This window comes from Corynebacterium felinum (assembly GCF_030408755.1).
In the GTDB taxonomy this organism is placed as follows: Bacteria; Actinomycetota; Actinomycetes; order Mycobacteriales; family Mycobacteriaceae; genus Corynebacterium; species Corynebacterium felinum.
Window position 1 is genome coordinate 54,892 of sequence record NZ_CP047209.1, and the last position, 16,433, is coordinate 71,324.

17 protein-coding genes and 1 riboswitch are annotated in these 16,433 nt (G+C 55.0%); of the genes, 10 read left to right on the forward strand and 7 right to left on the reverse strand.

Annotated features, from left to right (window positions below; all coding sequences use genetic code 11):
* Positions 1-381 precede the first annotated feature (381 nt).
* From CFELI_RS00225 to thiC, 6 genes are all read left to right on the forward strand, one after another.
* Positions 382-1,071: a VIT1/CCC1 transporter family protein gene (locus CFELI_RS00225; protein ID WP_277103231.1), complete on the forward strand. Its 690-nt coding sequence runs from the start codon at positions 382-384 to the stop codon at positions 1,069-1,071.
* Positions 1,072-1,085: 14 nt separating this feature from the next.
* Positions 1,086-1,787: a Sir2 family NAD-dependent protein deacetylase gene (locus tag CFELI_RS00230; RefSeq protein ID WP_277103230.1), complete on the forward strand. Its 702-nt coding sequence runs from the start codon at positions 1,086-1,088 to the stop codon at positions 1,785-1,787.
* 84 nt (positions 1,788-1,871) lie between these two features.
* Positions 1,872-2,981: a transposase gene (locus CFELI_RS00235; RefSeq protein ID WP_290259054.1), complete on the forward strand. Its 1,110-nt coding sequence runs from the start codon at positions 1,872-1,874 to the stop codon at positions 2,979-2,981.
* On the forward strand, positions 2,977-3,384 hold the full coding sequence (locus CFELI_RS13590) for a transposase (protein ID WP_353959545.1): 408 nt from the start codon (positions 2,977-2,979) through the stop codon (positions 3,382-3,384). The genes CFELI_RS00235 and CFELI_RS13590 overlap by 5 nt, the downstream gene beginning before the upstream one ends.
* Positions 3,385-3,594: 210 nt before the next feature.
* Positions 3,595-3,879, forward strand: coding sequence for a Sir2 family NAD-dependent protein deacetylase (locus CFELI_RS00240; RefSeq protein ID WP_290260119.1), 285 nt, complete (start codon positions 3,595-3,597; stop codon positions 3,877-3,879).
* A gap of 368 nt (positions 3,880-4,247) precedes the next feature.
* Positions 4,248-4,365, forward strand: a riboswitch (TPP riboswitch).
* Complete coding sequence (gene thiC, locus CFELI_RS00245) at positions 4,362-6,083, forward strand: phosphomethylpyrimidine synthase ThiC (RefSeq protein WP_277103480.1); 1,722 nt, start codon at positions 4,362-4,364, stop codon at positions 6,081-6,083. It overlaps the preceding riboswitch by 4 nt.
* Before the next feature lie 90 nt (positions 6,084-6,173).
* On the opposite strand, the gene CFELI_RS00250 is transcribed toward thiC, so the two are convergent.
* Entirely contained in the window at positions 6,174-7,454 is a 1,281-nt protein-coding gene (locus CFELI_RS00250) for a dicarboxylate/amino acid:cation symporter (RefSeq protein WP_277103479.1), read from the reverse strand.
* Between the two features lie 335 nt (positions 7,455-7,789).
* The gene (locus CFELI_RS00255) at positions 7,790-8,356 is read right to left on the reverse strand and encodes a DNA-3-methyladenine glycosylase (protein ID WP_277103478.1); all 567 of its coding nucleotides are present in this window, start codon (positions 8,354-8,356) and stop codon (positions 7,790-7,792) included.
* Positions 8,357-8,425: 69 nt separating this feature from the next.
* Between CFELI_RS00255 and CFELI_RS00260 the strand changes: the two genes are divergently transcribed.
* Both CFELI_RS00260 and CFELI_RS00265 read left to right on the forward strand, forming a co-directional pair.
* Entirely contained in the window at positions 8,426-9,001 is a 576-nt protein-coding gene (locus CFELI_RS00260; RefSeq protein ID WP_277103477.1) for a nitroreductase family protein, read from the forward strand.
* 16 nt (positions 9,002-9,017) lie between these two features.
* Complete coding sequence (locus CFELI_RS00265; protein WP_277103476.1) at positions 9,018-9,572, forward strand: gamma carbonic anhydrase family protein; 555 nt, start codon at positions 9,018-9,020, stop codon at positions 9,570-9,572.
* Between the two features lie 16 nt (positions 9,573-9,588).
* On the opposite strand, the gene CFELI_RS00270 is transcribed toward CFELI_RS00265, so the two are convergent.
* Together CFELI_RS00270 and CFELI_RS00275 are read right to left on the reverse strand one after the other, a co-directional pair.
* Positions 9,589-10,623 (reverse strand): ROK family protein, encoded by a 1,035-nt coding sequence (locus CFELI_RS00270; protein ID WP_277103475.1) that lies wholly within the window; start codon positions 10,621-10,623, stop codon positions 9,589-9,591.
* Positions 10,624-10,771: 148 nt separating this feature from the next.
* The gene (locus tag CFELI_RS00275) at positions 10,772-10,969 is read right to left on the reverse strand and encodes a hypothetical protein (protein ID WP_290259079.1); all 198 of its coding nucleotides are present in this window, start codon (positions 10,967-10,969) and stop codon (positions 10,772-10,774) included.
* Between CFELI_RS00275 and CFELI_RS00280 the strand changes: the two genes are divergently transcribed.
* Both CFELI_RS00280 and CFELI_RS00285 read left to right on the forward strand, forming a co-directional pair.
* Positions 10,968-12,059 (forward strand): TIGR00730 family Rossman fold protein, encoded by a 1,092-nt coding sequence (locus tag CFELI_RS00280; RefSeq protein ID WP_277103474.1) that lies wholly within the window; start codon positions 10,968-10,970, stop codon positions 12,057-12,059. The genes CFELI_RS00275 and CFELI_RS00280 overlap by 2 nt on opposite strands.
* Positions 12,060-12,122: 63 nt before the next feature.
* Positions 12,123-12,548 carry a MarR family winged helix-turn-helix transcriptional regulator gene (locus CFELI_RS00285; protein WP_277103473.1) on the forward strand — a complete coding sequence of 142 codons (426 nt, stop codon included), beginning with the start codon at positions 12,123-12,125 and terminating at the stop codon, positions 12,546-12,548.
* On the opposite strand, the gene CFELI_RS00290 is transcribed toward CFELI_RS00285, so the two are convergent.
* The 3 genes from CFELI_RS00290 to CFELI_RS00300 are packed head-to-tail and all read right to left on the reverse strand — an operon-like array spanning position 12,529 to position 16,258.
* Positions 12,529-13,515, reverse strand: coding sequence for an AbrB family transcriptional regulator (locus CFELI_RS00290; protein WP_277103472.1), 987 nt, complete (start codon positions 13,513-13,515; stop codon positions 12,529-12,531). The genes CFELI_RS00285 and CFELI_RS00290 overlap by 20 nt on opposite strands.
* On the reverse strand, positions 13,512-15,887 hold the full coding sequence (gene hrpB / locus CFELI_RS00295) for an ATP-dependent helicase HrpB (protein ID WP_277103471.1): 2,376 nt from the start codon (positions 15,885-15,887) through the stop codon (positions 13,512-13,514). The genes CFELI_RS00290 and hrpB overlap by 4 nt, the downstream gene beginning before the upstream one ends.
* 26 nt (positions 15,888-15,913) lie before the next feature.
* Positions 15,914-16,258, reverse strand: a complete 345-nt coding sequence (locus tag CFELI_RS00300) for a hypothetical protein (RefSeq protein ID WP_277103470.1) — start codon at positions 16,256-16,258, stop codon at positions 15,914-15,916.
* Positions 16,259-16,433 lie beyond the last annotated feature (175 nt).

A 16,433-nucleotide genomic window follows, 5' to 3' on the forward strand; every position in this document is an offset into this window, starting at 1 on the left:
TGAGCGGGTGTGCTTTTCGTGTGGATACCCACTGGGAACAGTGTCTTCTTGTGGTGGCGGTGCACAGAATTTTTGCAAGGCGGGAAAAATTCATACTTAAGGAAATATCAGTTAGAGATAGAGCAAGTGCTACCAATAAAACCGCAGGTCAATTTTGGGTGTCGGCGCTGAAACTCTAACTATTAAATCTGAATCAATCAGCGCACATTAATAGGTATGTGATTCTTAAGGACATTCACCCCACAGATCACAGTGAAACGACCCCCTTCCTCAGCGCAGCTGTAGACAGCAATGGGGAATAAAGCACAGCATAACCACATACCGATTTGCTAAGGCTAACAATCCTAGAAAACCCACAAAAGCCCACCTAGAGTGGGCACCATGACCCATGTTAAGGAATACCACACCGACACAGCCAGCCGACTCAACTGGCTGCGCGCCGGGGTGCTTGGCGCTAATGATGGCATCGTGAGTATTTCCTGCATGCTCCTTGGGGTTGTGGCAGCGGGCGCAAGTTCTGGCAGCACTATTTTCCTCATCGGTATGGCCGCAACTCTTGCCGGTGCAGTGAGTATGGCACTGGGGGAGTATGTGTCTGTTTCCGCGCAGCGCGACACCGAACGCCGCCTGATTGCATTGGAGGAAAAAGAACTCGCCGAACTTCCTCACGAAGAATTCGCGGAAATGGTTGGCATTCTCACCAGCTACGGCATTGATGAACACACTGCTGCTCAAGCAACGCAACAAATGCACAATGCTAATCCTTTGCACGCGCACGTGCGTCTTGAGCTTGGCATCGACCCGCAGGATCTGACTAATCCGTGGGTAGCGGCGTTTTCTTCTGCGCTCGCTTTTATTGCTGGGGCAAGTCTTCCGTTGCTGGCGGCGGTGCGCTTCGGCCCTGGTGTGGTGACTGTTATCACCCTTGTTGCCCTTGCTATTACTGGTGTTATTTCAGCCAAGCTTTCCGACACCACACCGTTACGCCCTGTTGCTCGACTTGTGATCGGCGGTGCGCTGGGCTTGGCTATTACTTTTAGTCTCGGCTTTTTCTTCGGCATCGAAGCCTAATACGATCAACGGTTGTGCATTCGAACATCCCTGGCGCCCCCGCGGCGGTTAATTTTGCTCATCAATCAGCGTTGCGCAGCCTTAGCCGCGTGCTGGAAGAAACGACGACCCCAACTCCCGCCGATGTGGCGTGCGTGCGTATCCGCAGCCAACTCGACGCCGGGAAAGTGCTGGTTGTTACGGGTGCTGGGGTGTCGACCGGTTCCGGCATTCCGGATTATCGCGGCCCCAACGGCAGTCTGATGAGGCATCGCCCCATGACCTATCAGGAGTTCATGCACGATGCTCATGCTTTACGACGCTACTGGGCCCGCTCGTTTCTGGGGTGGCGCTATATTGAGCAAGCCCGCCCGAACACCATCCATAGCACCATTACCTGTTGGCAACAGCGGGGCTTTCTCAGTGGCGTGATTACTCAAAATGTTGATGGCCTGCACCAACGTGCTGGTACCACCAATGTACTTAACCTGCATGGGGATTTCGCCACCGTGGTGTGTCTGGATTGTGGGCGCACCGAGGCGCGTTTCGAGTTCGATATGCGCATGGAGAAAATTAACCCGTTTTTCCGAATCACGCACCTGATTGATCCTGCTGAGGTTAATCCTGATGGTGACGTGGAATTAGAAGAGCAGTGGGTGGATGATTTTCATCTTGCCCGGATTTTTCATGGGGTGGGGCTTAAAAGGTGTGTAAAAAGTAAAGAAAGTGCTTCTTGACCTGCTAGAATAGAGATGTTGTTAAGCCTTTATTCCAAGCAGAAAAGGAGCACTTTCATGGTGAAGACTACTACATACACCCCTATGATGGCCAGCTGCACCCGTCTTGTTTCCCGCGCGGGGGTGTTACCCTTTGCTCATGTAGCTCAATTAGTCGGGATTGGTGCCAGCCTTGATCGTGTTTTCTCACGGCAACGGTTAACACATACTTTTGGTGATGCGTGTACTGGGTTAGCGTTATCGTTAATTGCTGGTGGTGACGATGTTAAAGACATCAACTTGTTAGATTCTGTTTCGACAGCATTATCGTCTCAGCCATTGCCGTCGGTATCAACCCTGTGGCGGCGACTGACAGAGCATAAAGACACCAGCGATAAAATACGTGAAGAATTCCTTCACGCGATCAAATACGCCCGTAGCACACTATGGAACCTGCTGGGCGATCAAGCCCCACATAAGCTCGCTACAGTAGACAAACCCCTGATAGTAGATATTGATGCGACACTGATCTGTGCGCATTCTGGCAAGGAAAAAGCCGCACCTACCTATAAGAAGGGGTTTGGTTTCCACCCATTATGTGCTTTTATCGACTACACCAGCGTAGGGTTAACTGGTGGGGAATTTTTAACCTGTCTGCTTCGCCCAGGTAACGCGGGAGCAAACACCGCTAATGATCATTGCCAGCTTGTCAAAGAAATCCTGACCGCTCTCCCCGATCACAGCGATGGCAAACCTTGGGGCAAACGACTTGTTATCCGTGCTGACAGTGCTGGTGGGACAAAACAATTCCTTAGCTCCTTAGACGACCATGACCTCGGTTATGTTGTTGGCTTTTCACCCTCACCTACAGCAAGTATCCTCCTCAATGAGCACATCAGATCCGGTAACGAAGCAACTAGTCACACAGATTATCGATCATTACGTAACACCCGTGTGCCAATTGTGCGTGGCAATGGGGATATCAGCTTTGATGACCAACACTTCCTTGAAGACATCACCGGACTACTACAAACCGCACACCTAGAAGATGACAAACCACTGGTGAACCTTCTTACTGATTACCCCACCACGATGCGCGTGATCGCACGGATAGAATCCCCCCCACGCAGGGTGCCAACACAGCATTTTCAATCAACTCGGCATACGCACCCAATTATGCGCAACAAACCTCAACTGCAATATTCAACGCATTGACCAGTACTATCGCCAAAGATCACTATGCGAACAACACATCAAAGACGCCAAAGATCAAGGCCTTGCAAAACTACCGTTTTGCCAGTTCAAAGCTAACCAAATCTGGTGTCTCATCATAACCTTAGCCCACCAACTTCTCACCTGGACAAAACTACTCGACCATCACTACAACAACCACAACAGCGGCAACAACAAGAAACGAAATCAATCCGACAACCCGTGGTGGACATGGGCACCAAAAACCATTCGAGCAAGGTTTATTGCAATCTCTGCAAAAATCACGACAAGCAGCAGGCGCATATACCTCCACCTCGATCAACAAAGCACACACACCCCCACACTGGTGACACTTATGGAATACACCCAAAACCTCCTACGCCCCCTTAAAAAACGAAAAACCTAACCCCCTCAACCACAACACGCAGCAGACCCCACCACCGGCAGCCAACCGCAGGCACCCCACCACAAAACCCCACCACAAAAACACGGACGTACACCTTGCCATTGAAAACCACAACCAAAGGCGAAGGTGCCCCAACCAACCCCACAAACACACCACCCCAACCCACCACCACCAAACCCACCCCATGAAAAATCTGGGCTTGCCGGTTGTGTGCACTGCGATTCGCCCCGCATGAAACCCAACGTGGTGTATTTTGGCGAACCGGTACCCGTCCTTCATAAACAGCGCGTGAGTGAGCTTATTGAATCTTCGCAGTCGGTGCTTGTCCTCGGCTCGTCGCTTGCTGTGATGAGTGGGATGCGGATCGTGATCGACGCTAAGAAGCAGCAGAAGATGGTGTCCACCATTTGTGCAGGCCCTGGCCGTGCTGACGCAAAAATGGATGTGGTGTGGCGTAGCGGTTTGGATGAAGCGCTACGTATGCTCGCGATTTAAAAGCACTGAGTCATTGTTGGTTATGCTCGCGTACTAAAAGCAATGAGGACCATTAGCTGGAGCTTGTGTGAAGCGTGCTATCAGTCCACTTATTGGCCGCAATTGAAACAAAATTAGCTTTCTTGTTGTGCGTGCGTGAGATTCAGGGTCCGAGCGGTAGTGAGTTATTGGTCTATTCTGCTCGAAACCACGTATTTAATTGTGTGCAATATTTATGTCGGACTAGGTGTGTGATGAATGGGGTTCGGTGGGGCGTCGATAAGCATAGGGTAGTGGTGGGACTGTGGTTATCGGGTGCACACAGTTAAACAAAAACGCAGCAGCCGACTACACTTTGCAACAAACCCTGATCAAGGGTGGAAAAATTTCACAATTCCCGCGGGAGTGCATGATTGGATCCGTGCGCTGAGAGGAACCCAAGGCCTGGGTTCGACCGCTCGAACCTGCCCGGGTAATGCCGGCGAAGGAAGGACGACAACACCATGAGCAGCCGTGTCTCACAAGCCAAGGCCGCGCGCGCCGCAGCCCCCAAACCAGGTGAGCTGACCACCGGGCCGATCTACCGCAGCCACAAGGTATACAACGAAATCACCCACACCAACACCGACGGCAGCGTCACCGCCATGAAAGTACCAGCCCGCGCCATCGAGCTGACCACCGGTGAAGAATTCGAGGTCTATGATACTTCCGGCATCTACACCGAAAGCGACCTGAAGCTCGACCTCGAATACGGGCTTGCGAAAACCCGCGACAGCTGGGAAAAACCAGCCCCCGCTCCCGCCAGCGACACCCACCCCGAGATGCTGGTGCGCACCCAACTTGCCTGGGCACGCGCGGGAATCATCACCCCAGAGATGACCTACATTGCGCACCGCGAAGGATTTAGCCCAGAAGAAGTGCGCGAAGAAGTCGCTGCCGGTCGCGCCGTAATCTGCGCGAACCACAAGCACCCCGAAATTGAGCCCATGATCATCGGCAAGAAATTCGCCGTCAAGATCAACGCCAACATCGGAAACTCTGCTGTCACCTCCTCCATTGCTGAAGAAGTGGAAAAAATGGTGTGGGCAACCCGCTGGGGCGCAGACACCATTATGGATCTGTCCACCGGCGATAATATCCATGAAACGCGTGAGTGGATCCTACGTAACTCCCCAGTACCCGTGGGTACTGTGCCCATCTACCAGGCGTTGGAAAAAGTTGGTGGCGATCCCACCAAACTTACTTGGGAAATTTATCGCGACACCGTGATTGAACAGTGCGAACAAGGCGTGGACTACATGACCGTGCACGCCGGTGTGCTGCTGCGCTACATCCCACTCGCCGCCGAGCGTGTCACCGGAATCGTCTCCCGCGGCGGATCCATCATGGCAGCATGGTGTTTGAAGGAACACAAAGAATCCTTCCTGTACACCAACTTCCGCGAACTGTGCGAAATCCTCGCCGCCTACGATGTCACCTTCTCCCTCGGCGACGGCCTGCGCCCAGGCTCCATCGCCGACGCCAACGATGAGGCCCAACTTGCCGAACTACGCACCTTGGGTGAGTTGACCAAGATCGCCCACGAATACGGCGTGCAGGTCATGATCGAAGGCCCAGGCCATGTGCCCATGCACAAGGTTGCCATCAACGTGGAGTGGGAAGAACAGTGGTGCGACGAAGCGCCGTTCTACACCCTTGGCCCCCTGACCACCGACATTGCCCCCGGCTACGATCACATTACCTCGGCAATCGGTGCGGCTATCATCGGCCAAGCGGGCACCGCCATGCTGTGCTACGTCACCCCTAAAGAGCACCTCGGCCTGCCCAACCGCGACGATGTGAAAACCGGTGTGATCACCTACAAGATCGCCGCACACGCCGCTGACCTTGGCAAAGGTCACCCACGCGCCCAAGAGCGTGACGACGCCTTATCCAAGGCTCGCTTTGAATTCCGCTGGCACGACCAATTTGCCTTATCGCTGGACCCCGAAACCGCAATCGACTTCCACGACGAAACCCTGCCAGCTGAACCGGCGAAAACAGCACACTTCTGCTCCATGTGTGGCCCCAAGTTCTGCTCCATGCGCATCTCCCAAGACGTGCGCGACTACGCCAAAGAACACGGACTGACCTCTGCAGAAGCAATTGAAGCTGGAATGGCTGAAAAGTCAGAAGAATTCAATCAAGCGGGCGGCAAGGTGTATTTGCCTATTTCCCCAGCATAAAAAACACCACCTCCCTGCGAACATGCAGCGCGCAGGGAGGTGGTGTTCACCCTTCATCACAGTCTCAGACGATGAGTCTTAGGCTACCTTTTAAGCCTTGACTGGGCTTTTGTCGGCGTCGATAAGCTCCGTGTGTGCAGACTCGACATCTTTCAAAATGCCCTCACGTTTAGCCACAATCAGTGCGGACAAATTCTGTCCCGTCACATTCACCGCAGTACGACCCATATCCACAATCGGCTCGGTCGCAAGCAACAAACCAACACCAGCCAAAGGCAAGCCCAAAGTCGACAGCGTCAAGGTCAACATCACCGTGGCACCTGTAGTGCCAGCAGTAGCAGCAGAACCAATCACCGATACGAAGATGATGAGCAAGTAATGCGACAAGCTGAGCTCAATCCCGTAGAACTGGGCGACGAAAATCGCAGCCACAGCAGGGAACACGGCGGCGCAACCATCCATCTTCGTGGTAGCGCCCAGCGGGATTGCGAAGGAGGCATACTCGCGGGGAACACCCATTTTTTGCTCGGCAATCTGCTGATTTACGGGCATGACACCCATCGAGGAGCGGGTAACGAAACCAAGCGAAGTAACCGGCCATACCTTCTTGTAAAAATCAACCACCGAAATCTTGTGTGCAGCAAGAACGGCAGGATAGATCACAAACATGACGATGGCAAGACCCACGTATACCGCAAGCACAAACTTGCCCAGGGAACCGATCGCATCCCACCCATAGGTAGCCACAGCCCGACCAATCAAAGCGGCGGTACCAATCGGCGCGAGGCGAATAATCCACCACAGCACCACCTGGATAACAGCGAGTAGGGATTCGGAGAATTTAATAAATGGCTCCGCAGCCTTACCGGCCTTAATCGCGGCGATACCCAAAGCCATGGAAATAACAATCAGCTGCAGTGCGCTAAAGCTCAAGGACACGCCACTATCGTTAGCGGAGGCCTGCAAGCCGAAAATATTGCCAGGCACAATGGACTCAATAAAGCCTAGCCATGATCCTGTCTTGGAAGGCTCGGCAGCGGTGCTGGGGTCGATGGAGGAATTAATACCTGGCTTGAGCACCAACGCAACCACAATGCCGGCGATCACGGAGAAGAAAGAAGTAATAGCAAACCAGAGCAAGGTTTGGCCAGCTAAACGCGCAGCATTAGTCACCTTGCGCAAGTTGGCGACAGAGGTGACAACGGCGGTAACGATCAAGGGGGCGATCATTACTTTCAAAAGCTGGACATAGGTGGAGCCCACCCAGCTTAAGGTTCCAGCAAGCCACGCAACATCCTTAGCGACTAAACCTAAAATGATGCCGACGATCAGGCCAATGGTGACCTGAACGCCAAAGCTGTTCAACTTCATTTTTTACAACCCTTCTGAACAAAGCTGTCTATTTTTTAGAATAAGGAGATGTTACTACTAAAGCACAAGTAGTACCAAAAATCCATATACCAAGCTAGACAGTGCTGTCTATTTAGGTAGTGGTCAATCTTTTCAACGCTTGATGAGATGGGGAATGTTTTCATCATGAGGTGGGCATGGGGGCGTGAAAAGCTTTGGGCTACTAAAAGTTGAGGGTGTGAAAAAACTGAGCTCATGCAAGGGGCGAGGAGGCTGTCGTCAATTGGGGAGGGCGCGTCTGCACCAGTGATGTCATTTCACGGCTAAGGTTGGCGTGATGGCGACGTGAAGGGGCGTTATTGGGTGCGGTGAGGTGTTTTTCGTCGAGAGACGGTGGGGTGGTTGGGAATCCAAAATCGCAATGGGGCGTCGGTATTTTTGCTAATCCCGATCCGTGGTCCGCTGGTGATCTCCGGCGCGGTTGCCCTAGGCGTGAATAGAAGCTCGGGTCCGAAAATTGAGGCGCGGTTGAGCTCGAGGGTGAAATCGAGAGCTTTGCCGAGGTTGCCTGGTCCTTGGGCGAGTTTGTGGAAGGGGATTTTGCCGCGTCGCTGTAGGGCGAGGGGGAGGCCATCAATAATTTCACCAGCGCGCAGGAGGACGGCGTGTCCGATTCCTTCTTCTGCGCAGACGATGTTTCCAGCGAGGTGGATCCCGTAGGAGCGGTAAACGTAGAAGTGTGCCGGGGGTCCGAACATGGGGAGGTTTCTGCGGGTCATGCCGTTATGGGAGTGGCTGGCTGGGTCGGTTGTGCCGAGATAGGCTTCGACTTCGGTGATGCGCAGGGTGACGCCGGCGTGGCTGAGTGTGGCCCCGAGGAGTTGGGGGGCGACGATGTTGGCGGGAGCGGCGAAGTCGAGCATGGTAGTTACACTGTAACTGATCGCCTGATACAATAGGTGATGTATCAACAACTATTGAAGGAGTTCCTTATGCCAATGACTGTTTCCGAGGCCATTACCTCACGCCGCGCAACCCGCATCTACGCCGACACTCCCGTGAGCGAGGAGACGGCGCTGCGGGTGGCAAAGCTTGCTCTTGAAGCCCCAACTGCCTTCAACGCGCAGCGCGCCGATCTGGTCGTGGTGCGCGACCAGGCTGTTAAGGATGGTCTGTTTGCCGCATCCGGCCAGGCGCAACTGCGCAATGCGCCCGTTGTTTTCGTCGCTGTTGCACGCACCGGTGTACCAACGGATTTGGAAGAAATTTTCGGCGCCGAGCGCGCAGCAGGTATCGCACAGTGGATCGGAACGGATCCTGCACGCCTGCGCGAATCCGCAATGAAGGACGCTATGCTCGTGGGCAGCTTCGCACTGCTCGCAGCCCAGGGTGAGGGTCTTGCAACCTCCCCAACCACCGGCTGGGATGAGGCGAAGGTCTTGGAGGCAATCGGCTTGGGCGAGTCGACCGAGCACGGTGTTGCGCTGGTGATTGCAGCAGGTTATCCCGCTGAGCAGCCTGAGCACCCAGGTCGTTTGGCTAATCGCCTGATTATCGACCGCTACTAATGCGATAATGGGGAGCATGTCTGCTCCTCTTATTCTGCCCTTTAACGGAAAAGTTCCCCGTATCCACGCTAGTGCATTTATTGCGCCGAACGCGACCATTATTGGGGATGTGGAAATTGGCCCCGATTCTTCTGTGTTTTATGGTTGCGTCTTGCGCGGGGATGTGGGGCCGATTCGGGTGGGGGCGCGCACTAATATTCAAGACAACAGCGTGCTGCATGTTGATAGTGACGCGCCTTGCATCTTGGGTGACGATGTCACCGTGGGGCATATGGCTTTAGTGCACGGGGCAACCGTGGGCGATGGGGTGTTGGTGGGGATGAAGTCCACGTTGCTGTCTAAAAGTGTGATTGGGGCGGGAAGTTTGATCGCTGCAGGCGCGGTGGTGCTTGAAGGGCAGGAGATTGCGCCGAAGTCATTAGCTGCGGGTATCCCGGCGAAAGTGCGCAGAACGCTTGACGACGCCCAATCCCAGTCGTTTATTCCGCATGCGGCACGTTATGTGGTCACCGCTGCTAACCAGGCGGGCGTTGAGGAGGCGTTGAGCCTCGATGATGTCCGTTTTAGCTAAAGAGAGATTCCAGGCGTTAGATGGAGTAATTTCCGAGGCTGCCGGAGAGTGAACGGGCAAAGTTGACTGGGTCAACCAGTAGGCTGCTTAAAGCTACGGAGCGTGCTGCCGCGCGGGCATTGTCGATGTGAGTAGGAATTACCCTAATTTCCACAGTGGGATGCTTGCTGGCGCGTAAGGCGCGGCCCACTGCGTGGGCGTCGGCGGAGTTCTCGAAGGCGGAACCGGCCAAGACGATGGTGTCGGGCGCGGTTTTTGCGGCGAGATCCGTGGCGGCATCTTCTAGCGAATGGTATTTGCCTACTTCGAGTAGGTTCACACTGTTGTAGGTGTGGGTGGCGGCACCGATGGAATCATCCACGTAGAAAATTAGGCCGCGGTGTTCGCGGGTTTTCGGTGCTTTCTTGCCGTGGGGTTGGGGTTTCGGTGGGAATTGGGTGTGTTGTTCAGCCCCGGCGATTGCTTCGACCACGCTGGCGACGGTGACGGGGACCTCAAGGGCTTTGCTCAGCGGCTGGGTGATGTCTGCTTGATCCCACCCAAGGTTGGGGGCGGTGATGAGGTTGGATTTATCTACTGTGCCTGAGGTGGATACGCCCACTGAGGCGAGTGGGAGTGTGGTATGAGACACCATGGCGGAAATATGAGCCAGAATTTCATTGACGAAGGTGCTCATGGGGTGTTCGGCAGGGGCGATTTCTACAAATTGTTCCCGTAAAAGCTGACCCCGTGTGCCGTAAATTCCTAGGTATGTGGACTTTGTGCCAATGGCTACTCCCACGTGAACCCAGGGGCTGGGGGTCATTTCGAGTGGAATCTTCGGGCGTCCTGGTCCTTGGGGCATGATTTTGTCGGGGCGTTCGCGCACAAGTTGGGCGGAAATCAGGCTTAAGATGGCGCGAGTGATGGTGGGCTGTGAATGTGGGGAATGGTCCACAAGGAAGGTGCGGGTGACTGGCTGTTTCAATCGGATCAGTTGCAGGCATAGCGCGGCCGGGTTGCTGGGGCCGGTAAAAACCGTGGACTGATGGGAGCTGACGTCGCTGCGCATGGTTCCCAATACTACTGATGCTAGACAGTCCTGTCTAACTCACAGATACTTTGCTATAGTTTGCATGAGATTTGGGGGTGTTTAGCTTTGGATTTTCATAAAATCTGCTTTGTGGTGTAGCAAAAGTCCAACCTGAACTAATGTGCTATTAAGGTTTATTTAAGTCAAACCATGGGAAAATTTTGGGAATATTTTCAAAAAAGCCCTGCATGCTACGGATATTGTTCAACATTATTTGGACTTTGGGTGCATTGAAATATTGCGATGAATATAATTCTTGGTGGATGCACCCTCTACCCCGTCTACTTCCTGAAAAATCGCCGAGTAGATTAGAATCCTGATTCATGACTTTCGATGTAGCGCATCCCCCAGTTGAAGGCCTTATTGCCCGCGCTATGGGCACTGATTCGGATCGTTGTTTAAGGGCCACGGCGCTCTTAACCAAACTCAACCGAGTGACCGAACGCTACACCGAAGACGATCTTTCCACCGATGAATTGTCCCCCTATCTCAGCTTCGACCCGACCCGTGGCGATATCGGCATGGTGCTCGAAGATCACAATGGCACCGCAATCGGCTGCATGTGGGTGACCTTCATCAAAGCTCAAGGCTTTATTGATGAGCAGGTTCCCGAAATGGTGATCAACGTTGATCCCGCATGGCAGGGCAAAGGCTTGGGTGGCTGGTTGATCAAAGAAGCCGTGTCCTATGGTCGCACCCATGGCTGGCAGGGCATTAGCGTGTCGGTGGATCCGGAGTCACCAGCCCGCCGCTTGTACGCCCGCAACGAGTTCGTTGCCCAGAGCAAAGTGGACATTATGCTGCGAACCCTTTCCCCACTGATTAAGGCAGTGGCTGTGTATTGCGGTTCGGTTCCTGGTGCGCGTGTCGAATACGCTGAGGCTGCTCGTGACCTGGGTCGGAGTTTGGCCGAGCGGGGAATCACCATGGTTTATGGTGGGGCCAGTGTGGGCTTGATGGGTGAGTGTGCGAATGCGTGCCTCGAAGCTGGGGGTGAAGTGATTGGTGTTATGCCGAAGGGGCTTGTTGATTTAGAGCTTGCGCATCCTGGCATCAGCCGTCTCGAAATCACCGAAGACCTCATGGCGAGGAAGGTGCGGATGGAAGAAATCGCCGACGCTTTCGTGGCGCTGCCTGGGGGTATGGGGACGTTGGAGGAGCTTTCTGAGGTTCTGGTGCGCCAACAGTTAGGCCCCTATACCGGACCGGTGGCGTTGTTTAATGTGGAGGAATACTGGAATCCCCTGCTTGATGCGTTCCGCATGATGGGTGAAGAAGGGTTCTTGTGGTCGCGCTACTTGGATGCCATCGTGGTTGCCGATACCACCGATGGGCTTTTCGAAGGCTTTAACCATTGGGCTAACCCTGGTTTGAAGTGGCAAAAAGGTGGGTTGCGCGAGAGCGTTCAGCATTAGTGTGTTGGCACGCACAGTAAAGTTCAGCCTCGGCGGGAAGTAGCGTGCAATACACTAAATAATATGTCCGCCCAAGAGAAACTCAATGCACAAATGTGCTTCCAGCTCTATACAGGGGCGCGGCTCATGCAGCGCATGTACCGCCCCTATTTTGATGAGTGGGGAATTACCTATCCGCAGTACCTTGTTTTGTTGTGCTTGTGGGAGAAAGATCAGCAATCGATTGCAGAGTTGGGGGCTTTACTCGACCTCGATTCCGGCACCTTGTCTCCTTTGCTCAAGCGCATGGAGAAGTCTGAGTTGGTGAATCGGAAGATTGATCAGTCCGACTATCGCCGTGTGTTGTTTAGCCTCACGCCTCAGGCGAAGCGTTTGCAGGTCAAGGCGGAAGAGATGCTCAGCGAGATTGAGTCTGGGGTAGGTATTGCTCAACCTGATGTGGAGGCGGTGCGGCGTGTGATCGACAAGATCAATCCCGCCGCTTCATAAAGAGGGGGATGGCTAAAACTGCCATCAGCCGGATGAGTTGAATCGTGACCACAATCGGGTCTGCGTGGGTTTCCGCGGCAATCGCCAGCACGGATTCTAAGGCCCCTGGGCTGGTGGCAAGATAGGCTTCAAAATAGCTGGTGTTGGTGATTTCTGCGATCGGCCACGCGATCAGCGCCGCGCTGCCCATGAGCAGGGCGATAATGCCGAGGGTGGGGGGAAGCTGGTGGGCGAATAGTTTTAAAGTGGGAAGGCTAAGCCCACCACCGCACATCCATCCAATGACCACCAGTGCTGCGCCCAACACCAGCGGTGGGGGAGACAGCTGGGCGGCGTCGATACGCATCAGCGCTGCCAAGGTGATCAGGAAGGGGCCGAAAAAGCTGGGGGAGGGGATGCGCAACAATCGGGCGAGCGGTTGGCCTAACGCAACGATGACAACCAGCAATCCCAGACCCGAAAAGGTTGCGGGTGCCACATCCGCAACCGACTGAGTGCTAGGTCCGATCAGGAGGGTGATCAGCGGCAAGCTGAGGGAAATGAGCAACACGCGCAGGTACTGAGTTAGCGCAACGTAGCTAGGGTGTGCGCCCATGTCTGCGGCGAGGGCGGAAAACACACTAGCCCCACCGGGCAGGGTGGATAACAGTGCGGTGGGTGCGCCGAGGCTACTGCGCAGGGCGCGTGCGCACACCAGGCTGATGCCAATCGACACAACCGCTACAAAAAGCCCAGGTAGAAGGTAAGTTTGCAGTTGCTGAAGGGGGATGAGGCTGAAGGGGATGGCGGCGATGACTGCAATCACGCCGACGGCAGCGTGGGTGCACCAGCGGGGAATGATCAGCGTTGTGCCTGTGCAAAGAGCGACGATTCCGGAGGCGAGAATGCCCGCAAAAATCCAGGAAGCGGGCAGCGGCAGTAGCCCCAGGGGGAGAGTGAGGGCGATGACCTGTGCCCAGCGTTTCATGAGCGGGACCTGTGTGCGTTCAAAGCCCGCGTGGTCAGGGCGGTGGCTTCGGCGGTGCGGGGGTCTTCCGGCCACGGGTGTTTGGGGTAGCGTCCGCGCATTTCTGCACGTACTTGGGCATAAGATCCGTCCCAGAAGCGGGCGAGGTCGTCGGTGATGGCAAGCGGGCGTCCTGCGGGGGAGAGTAGCTCGAAGAGCAGGGGCTGGTCGAGGATGACAGGGGAGTGGCTCAGCCCGAAGCATTCTTGCAATTTGATGGTCACGGTGGGGCGTTCGCCAAGGTAGTTGATAGCAACGCTGCGCCCGGATGGGGCGTGGAAGTGGGAGGGGGCATAGTCGTTGAGTCGGGTTGCTTCCGGCCAAGGCAGGATGCGTTGGAGTGCGTTGTGCAGCGAGAGTGCGCGTGCTTTCGTCCCTGTTGCTAGTGCTTCGAGCTCGGGGCGTAGCCACTGCGCTGCATCGAGCGTATCGACGTCGACCCACGGTGCGCCGAATCGTCGCGCAATGAGATTAATGCGGGCTTTGAGCTGGAGCTCTTCCTCACCCCAGTGCAAAAACTGGTGTCCGCCAGCATTGATCAGCGCCTCGGTGGCCTCGGCAACGCTGAGCTCTGCGGGGGTTTCGTTCAGCACAATTGCCCCTGCCTGCACGCGGCGTATGCCGGTGACTTTGCCCTGCGGGCTCACAGTGGTGTGTAGCGTCTCAGTGCGCGGTAGCAGGCGCAGGGCTTGTTCTTCTGTGAGTTCATCGGCTGCAAGAATCACCGGCCCTGATGTGCTGAGCGTAAGTTCAGCACAGGCAATCCACGGGCTTTGGCCTAGGCGACAGTCTTTTGCGAGTGTGGCGCGGGTTCCTTTGGCAAGGAGAAATTCCGTGCCTTCATTGCGTGCGATCAGATGTGGCAGCGCAAGGCCGATGATTTCGCCGACGCTAAGCGGGGTATTTTTCTTCGGGGCGAGGCGTTCGAGGCGGTGGACTTCGCGGCGGAAGCGGTGGGTGCCTCGTGTGTCAGCGATGAGCTCAGTGATGATCCCGCGGGGGTTATCGCTGATACACGCAATGGTTTCCGCAGCCTGTTTGCCTGCGCGCAGCAATGCGGTGGCAAATCGCGGGTCGGCGGGCACAGAAGCGAGGGTGCGCCCATGGTCGGTGACTGTGCCTTCATCTGTGATCGCCCCTAGTTGCTGCAAGGTGGTGCGTGCGGCATTCCAGCTTGCGTGCGGTGCTGGGTCGAGGAGGGGGAACTCATCGATTGAGGTGTGCCAACAGGCGAGGAAGAGACAGAATTGGGTGAGATCAGCGGAGAGAATTTCCGCTTCGGTGTGGGCTTTGAAGCGCTGATAGTCGGATTGGGAATAGCAGCGGATGACAGTTCCGGGGCCTTCACGTCCGGCACGCCCAGCTCGTTGGATGGCAGCTGATTGGCTACAGGATTGGGTTACAAGCCCGTTCATTCCTCGGTGGGCGTCCCTTTTGGGTACTCTGACCAGACCGGAATCGATGACAAGGCGCACCCCCGGTACGGTCAGTGAGGATTCTGCAATGGGGGTGGCTACGACGATTCTGCGCGTGGTGGTGTTCACAGCCTCGTCTTGGATTTGGGGTGTTTGTTGCCCGTGCAGTGGATACACCGGCAGGTCGGTCAACGTGCTCAGTTGGGCGCAGCAGTGTTCAACGAGCCGGATGCTGGGGAGAAACACCAGGGTGGAGGCGTCATGTTGGGCGCTGTGGGTGGCTATGAGTTGGGTGAATGCGTGGATAAATTCTTGGTTTTGGCTGCTGCGCCCAGCAAGTGGCTGATAGGTGATGGTGGTGGGGTGGCTAGGGGCTTCTTGGCTGATAACAGGCGCGTTGAGGAGTGTGGCAAAACGTGTGGCATCTACGGTGGCGGACATGGCGATGATGTGCAGGTTGTCGCGTAGTTGGGTGAGTTCGTAGAGCATACCCATCACGCAATCGGTGTCGAGTTGCCGCTCGTGGACCTCGTCGAGGATTACCGCGTGGACCCCTTCGAGTTCGGGGTCGTTGAGTAGCCTGCGGATCAGTACGCCGGGGGTGAGAAATTCTATGTGGCTGCCGGGTTGGGAATCGCCCCGCACACTGTAACCGACTTTATCGCCCACTTGGGTGCCGCTTAAGGTGGCCAGGCGTCGCGCTGCAGCACGCACGGCTACACGACGTGGTGCGGTGACCAGTATTTTTCCGCCGAGGAGGTTGTGGATATGGGGTGGGATGAGTGTGGTTTTACCGGTTCCGGGTGGTGCTTGGATCACCACCGTGGAGTGCTGTGCAACGGCCTTGTCCACGGCGGCGAGTGCGTTAGCAATGGGTAGTTGTTGCTCTGTGTTGAGCTGGGCGATATCGAAACTCACAGCCTCTACCCTAGTGCAGGGTTTTTCTAGGGTTGGGTTTCAAAGCAGTTGCCTTCACAACCGCGGAATGATGTGGTTGGCAGTGAGGTGTCGTCGATGAAGAAGGTGGAGGCGATGAAAAACCCAATGGATAAGAGGGTAATGAGCCACCATCTGCGTGGTTGCGGGCGTCCTTGTTGGGTGAGTTTTTCTTGGTAGAGAAACCATACGCCCGGCAGGGACCAGGAGGTGCCGATGAAAATGCCGAAGGGGTCAAGGATCATGATTCCTCCAATAATGAGGAAGATTCCAAGCGCTGCTGTGATTATGGCACAGACTGTTTTGATAACAGGCCTGCGGTAAGGCGATGGAGGGAAGCTGGGGTAACTCATGATCAAGCCTTTGTCGACGTCGGATTCTTCACTGTTTATTATCTTCCCCGTAGGAGATCCACGGCATGTTGCACCCCCGTTAATTACCCCCATATATAAGCATCTAACCGTGAATCAATGCACTATTTATTATAATAAGATAAGAGGCATCTTCACTTGGGAAAACTGCGGTTTA

Coding starts and splice junctions, on each gene's coding strand:
- CFELI_RS00225 (WP_277103231.1), top strand. CDS start 382: ATGACCCATGTTAAGGAATACCACACCGACACAGCCAGCCGACTCAAC.
- CFELI_RS00235 (WP_290259054.1), top strand. CDS start 1,872: ATGATGGCCAGCTGCACCCGTCTTGTTTCCCGCGCGGGGGTGTTACCC.
- thiC (WP_277103480.1), top strand. CDS start 4,362: ATGAGCAGCCGTGTCTCACAAGCCAAGGCCGCGCGCGCCGCAGCCCCC.
- CFELI_RS00250 (WP_277103479.1), bottom strand. CDS start 7,454: ATGAAGTTGAACAGCTTTGGCGTTCAGGTCACCATTGGCCTGATCGTC.
- CFELI_RS00255 (WP_277103478.1), bottom strand. CDS start 8,356: ATGCTCGACTTCGCCGCTCCCGCCAACATCGTCGCCCCCCAACTCCTC.
- CFELI_RS00260 (WP_277103477.1), top strand. CDS start 8,426: ATGCCAATGACTGTTTCCGAGGCCATTACCTCACGCCGCGCAACCCGC.
- CFELI_RS00265 (WP_277103476.1), top strand. CDS start 9,018: ATGTCTGCTCCTCTTATTCTGCCCTTTAACGGAAAAGTTCCCCGTATC.
- CFELI_RS00270 (WP_277103475.1), bottom strand. CDS start 10,623: ATGCGCAGCGACGTCAGCTCCCATCAGTCCACGGTTTTTACCGGCCCC.
- CFELI_RS00280 (WP_277103474.1), top strand. CDS start 10,968: ATGACTTTCGATGTAGCGCATCCCCCAGTTGAAGGCCTTATTGCCCGC.
- CFELI_RS00275 (WP_290259079.1), bottom strand. CDS start 10,969: ATGAATCAGGATTCTAATCTACTCGGCGATTTTTCAGGAAGTAGACGG.
- CFELI_RS00285 (WP_277103473.1), top strand. CDS start 12,123: ATGTCCGCCCAAGAGAAACTCAATGCACAAATGTGCTTCCAGCTCTAT.
- CFELI_RS00290 (WP_277103472.1), bottom strand. CDS start 13,515: ATGAAACGCTGGGCACAGGTCATCGCCCTCACTCTCCCCCTGGGGCTA.
- CFELI_RS00300 (WP_277103470.1), bottom strand. CDS start 16,258: ATGAGTTACCCCAGCTTCCCTCCATCGCCTTACCGCAGGCCTGTTATC.